8 protein-coding genes are annotated in these 12223 nt (G+C 61.1%); 6 read left to right on the top strand and 2 right to left on the bottom strand.

The window, feature by feature from the left end:
- Positions 1-220 precede the first annotated feature (220 nt).
- The 4 genes from AC1RQB_RS04860 to AC1RQB_RS04845 all read left to right on the top strand — a co-directional run bounded on the left by AC1RQB_RS04860 (position 221) and on the right by AC1RQB_RS04845 (position 6216).
- Positions 221-2422: a DUF1631 domain-containing protein gene (locus AC1RQB_RS04860; protein ID WP_063341582.1), complete on the top strand. Its 2202-nt coding sequence runs from the start codon at positions 221-223 to the stop codon at positions 2420-2422.
- 64 nt (positions 2423-2486) lie between these two features.
- Positions 2487-3056: a 1,6-anhydro-N-acetylmuramyl-L-alanine amidase AmpD gene (gene ampD, locus AC1RQB_RS04855; RefSeq protein WP_063341581.1), complete on the top strand. Its 570-nt coding sequence runs from the start codon at positions 2487-2489 to the stop codon at positions 3054-3056.
- Between the two features lie 2 nt (positions 3057-3058).
- The gene (ampE, locus tag AC1RQB_RS04850; protein ID WP_063341580.1) at positions 3059-3895 is read left to right on the top strand and encodes a regulatory signaling modulator protein AmpE; all 837 of its coding nucleotides are present in this window, start codon (positions 3059-3061) and stop codon (positions 3893-3895) included.
- Between the two features lie 290 nt (positions 3896-4185).
- Positions 4186-6216 (top strand): methyl-accepting chemotaxis protein, encoded by a 2031-nt coding sequence (locus tag AC1RQB_RS04845; RefSeq protein WP_063341579.1) that lies wholly within the window; start codon positions 4186-4188, stop codon positions 6214-6216.
- A 117-nt stretch (positions 6217-6333) separates the two neighbouring features.
- Here AC1RQB_RS04845 and AC1RQB_RS04840 read toward each other — a convergent pair whose 3' ends face one another.
- Positions 6334-7110 carry a TatD family hydrolase gene (locus AC1RQB_RS04840; RefSeq protein ID WP_063341578.1) on the bottom strand — a complete coding sequence of 259 codons (777 nt, stop codon included), beginning with the start codon at positions 7108-7110 and terminating at the stop codon, positions 6334-6336.
- Positions 7111-7113: 3 nt separating this feature from the next.
- Positions 7114-8109 carry a catabolite repressor/activator gene (cra, locus tag AC1RQB_RS04835; RefSeq protein ID WP_007900424.1) on the bottom strand — a complete coding sequence of 332 codons (996 nt, stop codon included), beginning with the start codon at positions 8107-8109 and terminating at the stop codon, positions 7114-7116.
- A 301-nt stretch (positions 8110-8410) separates the two neighbouring features.
- Here cra and ptsP point away from each other — a divergent pair, with 301 nt between their 5' ends.
- Together ptsP and pfkB are read left to right on the top strand one after the other, a co-directional pair.
- Positions 8411-11272 (top strand): phosphoenolpyruvate--protein phosphotransferase, encoded by a 2862-nt coding sequence (gene ptsP, locus AC1RQB_RS04830; protein ID WP_063341577.1) that lies wholly within the window; start codon positions 8411-8413, stop codon positions 11270-11272.
- Positions 11272-12213 carry a 1-phosphofructokinase gene (pfkB, locus tag AC1RQB_RS04825; RefSeq protein WP_063341576.1) on the top strand — a complete coding sequence of 314 codons (942 nt, stop codon included), beginning with the start codon at positions 11272-11274 and terminating at the stop codon, positions 12211-12213. Before ptsP ends, pfkB begins: the two co-directional genes overlap by 1 nt.
- Positions 12214-12223: the final 10 nt, after the last annotated feature.

Raw genomic sequence — 12223 nt, 5'->3', positions numbered from 1 at the left:
AGCAAGGGGCTCTCATAAACGTCTATTTCTTTGGGGCGGGCAGAGTCTGCTGGCACAAGGAGAGTCTTTTGCAGATAATTCGCCTTTCGTTTGACGTCATAGCTTTGACGTAACTTTGGATTCCTTATTATTGAATGACAACGGGTGATGACTGTCCCCGTTGAGCGTCGGCTGTATGGCCTGCGTACGAACCGAAGAATCACCGTTCCAGGAGGCTTGGATGCACAACGACGGGAATGTAGTGCCTTTGCACAAGGCCGCTACCGACCAGGCGACTCACTCACCGCTCGCCCGCCTGCCCGTGATTCTGCTTCAGGTTCGCGACAAGGCCGCGCAACAGCTCAAGGAGGGTTTGCAGGCGCTGTTCGATAACGCCGACGACACCCTGTTCGAGATGGCCGACCGCGCCCGCAACGACGTCGAGCAAAACATCTTCTTCGAAGCCATGCGCGATTTGCGCCTCAAGCGCAAAAGCATCGAACGCGGTTTTCTCGAGCAATTCTCCGAGGCTTTCGTCGGCCTCATTCATCACGACACCTCTCAGGCTGCCTTTCCCCCGGCACTGGTTTTCGATGCCGCGGTGCCGTTAGACGACATGGAACGTAATGTGGCGGTGGAGGGCATGGTCGGCAAAGTGCTGAACCGCGACGGCTTCGCCCTCGACCAACTGACAGCCCGGCTCAGCATGCTGCTGGGCAAGGCGTTGATCGAACGGCAAAACCCCATGGGGCCGACGCTGCTCTGCGAGTATTTCTTGCAGGCCGGGCGCAACCTGGGGATGGAGATCAAGGTCAAGCTGATCATTCTCAAGCTGTTCGAACGCTATGTGCTCAGCAATGCTGATCAGCTCTACGCCGAAGCCAATCAACTGCTGATCGCCACCGGCGTGCTGCCGGACCTCAAGCCCGCCCCGGCGCGGCGTGCCACCGATCGGGCGGCTGCGAGTGTTCATGCTGATCCCGCCGAGACAGGCGTGCAAACTGGCAATACGCAGATTGACGAAGGCGTGCAGGAAGTCTTCGCCGCCTTGCAGGAATTGCTGTTCCACGTGCGTGGCAGCGTTGCGCCGACCCTGGAGGTCAGCGCCCAGACCCAGCCCATCTCAACCCGCGACCTGCTGCGCCTGCTCTCGCATTTGCAGCAATACGTACCGGCACTGGCGGCTCCAGACGACTTCGATCTGCGTAACCAGCTCGAACAACTGCTGACCCGGGGCAGCGTCAAAAGCGGCAAATCGCGTGTGGTGGGGGTGGCCGACGAAGACGTGATCAACCTGATCGCCATGCTCTTCGAATGCATCCTCGATGACCGCAACCTGCCGGACTCGCTCAAGGCGCTGATCGGCCGTTTGCAGATCCCGATGCTGAAAGTCGCGGTGCTCGACAAGAGCTTCTTCAGTCGCAGCAGCCATCCGGCCCGGCGCTTACTCAACGAAATCGCCGCAGCAGCCATGGGCTGGGGCGAGTGCGATGACCATGAGCGCGACAGCCTGTACCTGCGCATCGAGCAAGTGGTGCAGCGTTTGCTGAACGACTTTGTCGATGACCCGGCAATCTTTTCCGAATTGCTGGCGGATTTTCTCGCCTTCACCCATGACGAGCGCCGTCGCAGCGAATTACTCGAGCAGCGCACCCGTGACGCCGAAGAGGGCCGCGCCAGGACCGAACTGGCGCGTCAGCGCGTCGAGCAAGCGCTGAACCAGGCGTTGGTGGGCAAGGTGCTGCCGCACAGTGTGGTGGCGTTTGTCCAGGAGGCCTGGAGCAAAGTGCTGTTGCTGACCTGCCTCAAGCACGGTGATCAGTCCGCCGAATGGCACGCCGATGTGCAGACCATGGAGCAATTGATCTGGAGCGTGCAGCGCCATGATGAACCCGACGTGAGCGTGCGCTTGTTGGCGCTGGTGCCGGGGTTGCTCAAATCGTTGCGCGATGGTTTGAACAGCTCGGCATTCGATCCGTTCGCCACCGGCGAGTTTTTCAGCAAGCTGGAAGCTTTGCACGTCCAGCTGTTCGAACGTCCAGGCCAGAAAAGCATGGCCGTTGACGCACCGATGATGGTCGAAGTGCAGCAGCAAATCGTGCTTCGCAGCGCTGACGAAGGCCCGCTCGAGACAGCATCGATGTGTTTGCCGGAGGACGATGTCGCTTTGCTTCAAGTCGATCAGTTGCGCCTGGGCTGCTGGGTCGAGTTTCAGGAAGATGAGGAAAACACCCTGCGCTGCAAGCTGGCGGCGATCATTGAAGCCACCGGCAAGTACATCTTCGTCAACCGTACCGGGATGAAAGTGCAGGAGCACAGTCGCACCGGTCTGGCCCTGGAGTTCCGGCGTGGTGCGGTGCGAACGCTGGACGATACCTTGCTGTTCGACCGGGCGCTGGAATCGGTGTTGGGCAACCTGCGGCGTCTCAATCGCGGCAAGTGATCGCGCGCCGAGGGTCTATCGCGGCATACTGGGCACCAACACAGTCGTCGTTGAAGGAACCTGTATGCAGTTGGACCCCGCGAGCGGTTGGTGTCAGGGCGTGCGCATATGCCCCTCGCCCAACTTCAATGCGCGCCCCGAGGGCGAAATCTCCCTGCTGGTGATCCACAACATCAGTCTGCCGCCAGCGCAGTTTCTGACCGGCAAGGTGCAGGAATTTTTCCAGAATCGTCTGGATGTCACGGAACATCCCTACTTTGCAGGAATCGCCGACCTGCGGGTGTCTGCGCACTTTCTGATTGAACGTGACGGCGCCGTCACTCAGTTTGTCTCTTGTCTTGAGCGCGCCTGGCACGCTGGCGTCTCGTGTTTCGAAGGACGGGATACCTGTAACGATTTTTCCGTGGGCATCGAGCTCGAAGGCACGGATGATCTGCCGTTCACCGACGCCCAATATCAAGCGTTGACGGCCCTGACCCGACAGCTGCAAAGCGCCTTCACGGGTATCACCGCACAACGCATCTGCGGGCATAGCGACATCGCACCCGGGCGCAAGACTGATCCGGGACCGGCGTTTGACTGGGCACGCTATCGCGCGTCTCTGGCAAAAGCTGCTCAGGAAAAAAAGGAGTAACAATGAGTTTTCTGGTGCTGCTGTTGGCGGTGTGGATCGAGAAGTTCTCGGCTCTGCGCCATCAGGTTCAACGTGATGGCGGTTGGGTGCGCGAGCTGAACAAGCTTGAAGCCAACCCACGCATGACAAACCGTCCGTGGCTGATACTGGTGGTGCTGGTGTTGTTGCCGGTGGCGCTGCTGGGTTTGCTGTTGGTGGTGCTGGAGCCGGTAGCCTACGGTTTGCTGGCGTTACCGGTGCACTTGCTGGTGGTGATTTACAGTCTGGGCCGAGGTGATCTGCTGGCCGGCCTCGGGCCGTTCCGCGATGCCTGGCGCCGGGAAGACCTGCAAGCCGCCGCTCATGTGGCCAAACGCGACCTGAATATTTGTGCCGACAGCGGCGAGCAACTGCTGGAGCGAGTTGAAGGGCATCTGCTGTGGCAGGCCTATCAGAGTTTTTTCGCGGTGATCTTCTGGTACTTCCTGCTGGGCCCGGTTGCCGCGTTGAGCTATCGACTGCTGGCGCTGGCCGAGGAGCACGGGCAGAACCCGGCCGTGGTCGAGCGAGCGGCACAGCTGCGTCATGCGTTCGATTGGGTACCGGTGCGACTGCTAGCGGCGAGTTTTGCGCTGGTCGGCAACTTTGTCGCGGTCGGCCGGGTGATGCTGCACGAGCTGCTGAACTGGAACATCAGCGCCGCCCAACTGATCGAGAAAGTTGGGTTGGTGGCCGGTGAAATTCCGGCGCCGATGGTCGGGCCGGACGGCATCAACAGCCTGGACCGGATCTGGGAACTGCTGCTGCGCGCGGCAGTGCTTTGGTATGCCGGGTTTGCGTTGTGGACTGTTTTGTCCTAAGCCACAACACATGTGGCGAGGGAGCTTGCTCCCGTTGGGTCGCGAAGCGGCCCCCGGCGCCCGTCCAGACAGACTAAGTTGTCTGGATTTTACGACTGCTTCGCAGCCGAACGGGGGCAAGCCCCCTCGCCACAAGGTGCTCATCCGCTCCAACAATGGTACCCCGCCGTTAACCTTAAGTTACAAAACCCTCCGCCGATTTAGGCTATACAGAGATAGCGCCAATAGTGGCTATCTGCTGTCTCTGCGCGCCTGCCATAAAAATAAGAATTCAAAAGGGAGACTTCACAGTGAAGAGCTTGCTCTATCCCGCCGTCGCGCTGATGAACCGCCTGAGCTTCGGCATGAAGTTCAGCCTGATCAGCGTGCTGTTCCTTGTGCCGATGCTGGTGACCAACTTCTATCTGGTGCGCGATTCCTATCGCGAATTCCAGGGCACACGGGTCGAGCTGCAGAGCCTCGACCTGCTGGGCAGCGGCCTGAGCCTGCGCCGGGATCTGGAAACCCTGAACAACCTGGTGCAGATCAACGTTACCCTTGGCCAGTCCGGCAAGGCCGGTCATGTCGAGTCGAACATCAGCGCCCTGGAGCAAAGTGTTCTGACCCGTTTGCAAGGGCTGGCGGCGATGACCACTGACCCGGAACAAATCACCTTCTTCGATGGCAAGCGCGATGAAATGATCGCCGCGTTCAAGGCCCAGCAAACGGAAACCTCCCTGCAAAGCAAAAGTGCGCTGATCGGCAAGTTGCTCGGCAACGCGCAGATTTTCAGCCAGATCATTGCCAGTCAGGCCGGCCTGAGCCGCGACAGTCAGAGCGACATGCGTCAGCTGAGCGAGCTCATTACCAACGTCACGCCAGCCGTCACCCAGACGCTTGGCGAAGGCCGGGCGATGGGCTCTTACTCGTTGGGACAGGGCTTTCTCAATTCGTCGTCGAGCACCCGGTTCGATGAATTGCTGGCGCAGATCGAAAAGCTTCAAGCTGAATACGGTCTGAAATTGCAGGATGCTCTGGGCTCCAGTAAAGCAGCGCACGAAACCCTGGCCGCTCAGGCTGAAAGCAGCAAGGCCTCTCTGAAAAAGGCCAGTGAACTGTTCGAAGAACAGGTGGTGATGGCTGAAACCCTCGATGCACCGTGGCAGGCCTTTTACGATCAGGTCACGGGCCTGATCGACCAGACTTACCAACTCAATGAAGCCACCCTGAAGTTTCTCGGTACCCAGTTGCAGCAGCGGCTGGAGCAGCATCGCACCCATATGATCTTGCAGGTGGTGGCATTGGCGGTGGTGTTTGTGTTGATTTTTTACCTCTATGGCGGTTTCTACGCTTCGACCCGCACCACCCTCAAGCGGCTTGGCGCGGTGATGGATAAAGTGGCGGCCGGTGACATGACCGTGACCTTCAGCGCTAACAGCCGCGATGAACTGGGCGAGCTGGGCGAGGTATTCACCGGCACCGTGAAGAAGATCCATGATCTGATCGAGCGGGTGGGCCAGACCGTTGGTGAGGTCGAGCGTCAGGCCGGCCAGGTCGAGAACGTGTCCGCTCAGAGCAATCAGGCGGTGGCGGGGCAACGCACGCAGATCGAGCAGGTCGCCACCGCGATGAACCAGATGTCAGCCACGTCTCTGGAGGTGGCGCGCAGTGCCGCGGCGGCTGTCAGCAGCGCCCATAGCGTCAACGACGAGACCATCAGCGGGCGCGGCCTGGTGGAGTCCCAGCAGGGCAGCATCGCTGCACTGGCCAGTGAGATCGATCAGTCGGTACGGGTGATCAATCAACTGGCCAGCGACAGCCAATCCATCAGTCGTGTGCTGGAAGTGATCAAAAGCATTGCCGAACAGACCAACCTGCTGGCCCTCAACGCGGCCATCGAAGCCGCGCGCGCAGGCGAGCAGGGCCGTGGTTTTGCGGTGGTGGCGGACGAGGTCCGGACCCTGGCCAAACGCACCCAGCAATCGACCGAAGAAATCGAGCAGATGATCGCCAAGCTGCACAGCGGTGTCGGTGCGGCGGTCAAGGCGATGGGCACCAGCCATCAGATGGCCAACGGCACGGTCGGGCAGTCGGAAAAGGTTCAGCAGGCGCTGGAAAACATCCTCGGCGCCGTCGGCATGATCGTCGACCAGAACCAGCAGATCGCCGCCGCGGTTGAGCAACAGACTGCCGTGGCTCACGACATCGACCAGAATATCGTCGAGATCAACCGTGCCGGTGAGCGCACCGCTGACGGCGCGCACCAGACCGAAAATGCCAGCCGAGCGTTGTCGGCGCAGGTGGTGGAACTCAAGCAATTGATCAGCGCGTTCCGGGTTTGATGCCGCGCAGAGGATCCAATGTGGGAGCGGGCTTGCTCGCGAAAGCGGTCTATCAGTCACATAAAATTTGAATGTGACGGCCTCTTCGCGAGCAAGCCCGCTCCCACAGGTATTGGATTACCAGTTGAACAGCTCACACGCATTGGTCGTGCTGGCGGACGCCAGTCGTTCGGGACTGACTGCCATGATGGCAGCCAGTGCCGCGCAGATTGCCGGCAAATGAGCCGGGCTATTACGTTGGCCGGGGAACATGGCGGGGGCCATGTCCGGTGAGTCGGTTTCCAGTACCACCGATTCAAGGGGCAAACCGGCGAGCACACGGTGCATGCGCAGGGCCTGCGGCCAGGTCGCGGCGCCGCCGAGGCCGAGTTTGAAACCCAGCTTGATGTATTCGCGAGCCTCTTCCTGGCTACCGGCGAAGGCGTGAATGATTCCCGCGCGCTTCAAGCGAAACCGTTTGAGCGTGGCAATCACCGCCGCATGGCTGCGTCGCACGTGAATCAGTGCCGGCAGATTGAAGTCCGCCGCCAGTTGCAGTTGAGCGTCGAACAGCGCTTGCTGGCGTTCGCGATCCAGGGTTTCGATGAAATAATCCAGACCGATCTCACCCACCGCGCATAGCTGTCGATGGCCCGCCAGACGCGTCAGCCAATCACCGAGTTCGGTCAAATCCTCAGGGCGATGGTCATCCAGATACACCGGGTGCAAACCGAACGCCGCATGCAGATCGGGATCGCTTTGCACCAGGTCCCAGACCCGCTGCCAATTGGCCTGATAAACCCCCAGCACCACCATCCGCCGCACGCCGAGGGCGCGGCTCTCGGCCAGCAGCGCCTGACGATCCACGTCGAAATCCGGGAAATCCAGATGAGTGTGGGTGTCGATCAGTTCCACGGCTCAGTCCTGATGAATTCGCTGCTTGAAGGTTCGCGCGATGGCCTGCACGCCGGGTTGGTAATCGGCCTGTTCAATGGCCGCCAACGCCAGTTGCAAAGCTTTGTCGGCGATCAGTTGATGCTGCTGGGACATGGCGTTGACCGGCAGCGGCAGGAAGTCCAGCAACTGCGTATCACCGAAGGTGCCCAGGCGTAGCGGGCGGGTTTTCAGCGGGAAGTCATGCAAGGCATCGAACACGCCCTGAAGCAGCACGTAGGAGGTGGTTACCAACGCATCCGGCAAATGGCCCAGGCGCTGAAGCAACTCTTCCATCAATTGCTTGCCGCACTCACGGCTGAACGACTCGCCGTGCTCGATCAGCGCCTCGCCTTTGAAGCCGTTCAGCGCTTCCTTGAAACCCGCCGCCCGTTCCTGGCTGATACTCAATTCGGGACGGGCACCGATCAAGGCGATCTGCTTGGGCAACGGGTCCAGCAGGCTGCGGGTAAGCTGCAGACTGGCTTCGCGGTCGTCACTGATCACCGAGCAAAAGTGCTCAGGCTCCATCACCCGGTCGATGGCGATGATCGGAATGCCTTTGGCCTGCAACTGGCGGTAACTGTCATCGCCGGCCGGCAGGCAACTGGCGACGATCAGTGCATCGCAGCGGCGGGCGCGGAACAGTTGCAGTAATTGCCGTTCGCTGTCTGGCGCATCGTCGGAGCTGGCGATCAGCAATTGATAGCCGCGAGCCCGGGCACCTTGTTCCAGCAGTTTGGCGATTCGCGCGTAACTGGGGTTTTCCAGGTCCGGCAGAATGAACCCCAAGGTGCGGGTGTGCCGACTGCGCAGTCCGGCGGCCTGAGGATTGGGTGTGAAGCCATGTTGTTCGACAACTGCTCGCACGCGCTCGACGGTGGCGCTGCTGATACGTTGCTGTTCGGCCTTGCCGTTGATGACATAACTGGCGGTGGTCACGGAGACGCCGGCCAACTGTGCAATATCACTGAGTTTCAACCCGGTATTTCCTTGTTTATTCGAGCGTGCCCGGCATTTTCGCCAATCCTACCCGATTCGGCAGGCGATCATTGTGGCAGCACATCCGACAATTGGACTTCAAGGATGAGACATTATCGAGTAACGTGCCTAACATTCTAGATTAAACGTTTCAGCAGGCGTATTTTCTACGTTTCAGGTCGCTTTGGTCGGTTCTGCCGTGAAACCGCCAAAACTGCCCCTGAAAAGGCGCTCCCAAAGGGCCTAAGCTGAATCAATCAAAACAATACCTGGCGTCACACGGCGCCAAAAAGGAGAAAGCATGCTCGAGCTCACCATAGAGCAGATATCCATGGGCCAGTCGGCTGTGGATAAAGCCACCGCCCTGCAATTACTCGCTGACCGACTCGTGACCGATGGCCTGGTGGCGGATGGTTACCTTGCGGGCTTGCAGGCCCGGGAAGCCCAGGGCTCGACCTTTCTCGGTCAAGGTATTGCCATCCCCCACGGCACCCCGCAAACCCGTGATCTGGTGTTTTCCACCGGCGTGCGGCTGATGCAGTTTCCTGACGGCGTGGACTGGGGAGATGGCCAGATCGTTTATCTGGCCATCGGTATCGCCGCCAAATCCGATGAACACCTGCGCCTGCTGCAACTGCTGACCCGCGCCCTCGGTGAAACCGATCTGGGCCAGGCCCTGCGTCGCGCCAGCACCGCCGAAGCCTTGCTGAAACTGCTGCAAGGCGCGCCGCAAGAATTGGCGCTGGACGCACAGATGATCGGCCTCGGAGTCTCCGCCGATGACTTCGAAGAACTGGTCTGGCGCGGTGCCCGCTTGCTGCGTCAGGCCGACTGCGTGAGCAACGGTTTTGCCGGCGTCTTGCAGCAGGTCGACGCGCTGCCGCTGGGCGATGGCTTGTGGTGGCTGCACAGTGAACAAACGGTGAAGCGTCCGGGCCTGGCGTTCGTTACCCCGGATAAACCCATGCGCTACCTCGGTCAGCCGTTGAGCGGTCTGTTCTGCCTGGCCAGCCTAGGTGAAGCCCATCAGGCATTGCTCGAACGCCTTTGCGCGTTGCTGATCGAAGGCCGTGGTCATGAGCTGGGCCGTGCCACCAGCAGCCGCGCGGTGCTGGAAGTCCTCGGCGGTGAAGTGCCGGCGGATTGGCCGAGCGCACGCATTGCCTTGGCCAACACCCACGGTTTGCATGCGCGCCCGGCGAAGATCCTCGCGCAACTGGCGAAAAGTTTTGAAGGCGAAATCCGCGTGCGCATCGTCGACGGTCACGACAGCGCGGTGTCGGTGAAGAGTTTGAGCAAACTGCTCAGCCTTGGCGCCCGTCGCGGTCAGGTGCTGGAATTCATCGCCGAACCGACCATCGCCGCCGATGCCTTGCCAGCCTTGCTGGCGGCCATCGAAGAAGGCCTCGGTGAAGAAGTCGAGCCGCTGCCGGCAGTGAGCCAACATCGCGAAGTGATCGCCGATGTTGCCGAAGTGCTGCTTGCACCGGCCTCCGGCAGTTTGATTCAGGCGATTGCTGCTGCCCCAGGGATCGCCATCGGCCCGGCGCATATTCAAGTGCAGCAAGTCATCGATTACCCGCTGCGCGGTGAGTCCGCCGCCATCGAGCGCGAACGCCTCAAGCAAGCGCTGGCGGATGTGCGTCGCGACATTGAAGGCCTGATCGAGCGCAGCAAGGCCAAAGCCATCCGCGAGATTTTCATCACCCACCAGGAAATGCTCGACGACCCGGAACTGACCGACGAAGTCGACACCCGTCTCAAGCAAGGCGAAAGCGCCGAAGCAGCATGGATGGCGGTGATTGAAGCCGCTGCCAAACAACAGGAATCGCTGCAGGACGCCTTGCTCGCCGAACGTGCCGCCGATTTGCGCGACATTGGCCGTCGGGTGCTGGCGCAATTGAGTGGGGTCGAAACGCCAGCCGAGCCGGAGCAGCCATACATTCTGGTGATGGACGAAGTCGGCCCGTCCGACGTGGCACGTCTCGATCCGACGCGTGTCGCCGGCATCCTCACCGCTCGCGGTGGCGCCACGGCCCACAGCGCCATCGTCGCGCGTGCCCTGGGTATTCCGGCGTTGGTGGGTGCCGGTGCCGCCGTGTTGCTGCTGAAACCGGGCACACCGCTGTTGATCGATGGGCAACGCGGTCGCCTGCACGTGGATGCCGATGCCGCGACCTTGCAGCGTGCTACCGAAGAACGCGACACCCGCGAACTGCGCTTGAAAGCCGCCGCCGAACAACGCCATCAACCGGCGCTGACCACCGATGGTCACGCGGTGGAAGTATTCGCCAATATCGGTGAAAGCGCCGGCGTCACCAGTGCGGTGGAGCAGGGCGCCGAAGGCATTGGCCTGCTGCGCACCGAACTGATTTTCATGGCCCACTCGCAAGCGCCGGACGAGGCGACTCAGGAGGTCGAATACCGTCGTGTGCTCGATGGCCTGGCCGGGCGACCGCTGGTGGTGCGTACCCTCGACGTCGGTGGTGACAAACCGCTGCCGTACTGGCCGATCGCGAAAGAAGAAAACCCGTTCCTCGGCGTGCGTGGCATTCGCCTGACCCTGCAACGCCCGCAGGTCATGGAAGCGCAGTTGCGCGCCTTGCTGCGTGCGGCGGACAACCGTCCATTGCGGATCATGTTCCCGATGGTCGGCAGCGTCGATGAGTGGCGTCAGGCGCGGGACATGACCGAACGTCTGCGCCTGGAAATCCCGGTTGCGGACCTGCAACTGGGGATCATGATCGAAGTGCCGTCGGCCGCTTTGCTGGCGCCGGTGCTGGCCAAGGAAGTGGATTTCTTCAGTGTTGGCACCAACGACCTGACGCAATACACCCTGGCCATCGACCGTGGTCATCCGACCTTGTCGGCCCAGGCTGACGGCTTGCATCCGGCGGTGCTGCAACTGATCGACATCACCGTGCGTGCGGCTCATGCTCATGGCAAGTGGGTCGGCGTGTGCGGTGAACTGGCGGCCGATCCGCTGGCGGTGCCGGTGCTGGTGGGCCTGGGTGTGGATGAGTTGAGCGTGTCGGGCCGCAGCATTGCCGAGGTCAAGGCGCGCATTCGTGAACTCAGCCTGACCCAGACTCAAACCCTTGCCCAACAGGCCCTGGCCGTGGGCAGCGCGAACGAAGTCCGTGCATTAGTGGAGGCCCTGTAATGGCCAAGATCTTAACCCTGACCCTTAACCCGGCGCTGGACCTCACCGTTCAATTGCCGCTACTTACCGCCGGTCAGGTCAATCGCAGCGACGAAATGCACACCCACGCCGCCGGCAAAGGGGTGAACGTGGCGCAGGTGCTGGCCGACCTCGGGCATCAGCTGACCGTCAGCGGTTTTCTCGGGGAAGACAACCTTCAGGCGTTCGAAACCCTGTTTGCCAAACGCGGTTTTACCGACGCGTTTGTCCGTGTCCCCGGCGAGACCCGCAGCAATATCAAACTGGCGGAAAGCGATGGGCGCATCACCGACATCAACGGCCCGGGGCCGAGGGTCAGTGAAGCGGCGCAGCAGGCTTTGCTCGATCGACTCGACCAGATTGCTCCAGGGCATGACGCGGTCGTCGTGGCCGGGAGTCTGCCCCGTGGCGTGAATCCTCAGTGGCTGCGGGAGTTGATCCAGCGCTTGAAAAAGCGCGGTTTGAAAGTGGCGCTCGACACCAGCGGTGAAGCCTTGCGCGCAGGTCTGGTGGCCGGCCCCTGGCTGATCAAGCCCAACACCGAAGAATTGGCAGAAGCGCTGGGTTGCGAGGTGGTTTCCGTGGGGGCCCAAGCCGAGGCGGCGAGCCGTTTGCATGCACATGGTATCGAGCACGTGGTGATTTCCGACGGTGCCGACGGGGTGAACTGGTTCAGTGTCGGCTCGGCCATGCACGCCACGCCGCCCAAGGTCAGCGTGATCAGCACCGTTGGGGCAGGGGATTCGTTGCTGGCGGGCATGCTGCACGGTTTGCTCAGTGCCGATACGCCCGAACAAACCTTGCGCACCGCCACCGCGATTGCCGCCATGGCCGTGACCCAGATCGGTTTTGGTATCGGCGACGCCGCGCAACTGGCGCACCTTGAACAGGGCGTGCGCCTGCGCCCCCTGACAGAACAATAAGAGGGTTTGC

The sequence above is a fragment of the Pseudomonas sp. GW822-FHT02E03 genome (genome assembly GCF_058802325.1).
The sequence above is the reverse complement of the archived record's forward strand: the minus strand, read 5'-3'. Positions and strand labels throughout refer to the sequence as shown.

Excerpts from the sequence above, each read along its gene's own strand:
- AC1RQB_RS04860 (WP_063341582.1), top strand. The coding sequence starts at position 221 with ATGCACAACGACGGGAATGTAGTGCCTTTGCACAAGGCCGCTACCGAC.
- ampD (WP_063341581.1), top strand. The coding sequence starts at position 2,487 with ATGCAGTTGGACCCCGCGAGCGGTTGGTGTCAGGGCGTGCGCATATGC.
- ampE (WP_063341580.1), top strand. The coding sequence starts at position 3,059 with ATGAGTTTTCTGGTGCTGCTGTTGGCGGTGTGGATCGAGAAGTTCTCG.
- ptsP (WP_063341577.1), top strand. The coding sequence starts at position 8,411 with ATGCTCGAGCTCACCATAGAGCAGATATCCATGGGCCAGTCGGCTGTG.
- pfkB (WP_063341576.1), top strand. The coding sequence starts at position 11,272 with ATGGCCAAGATCTTAACCCTGACCCTTAACCCGGCGCTGGACCTCACC.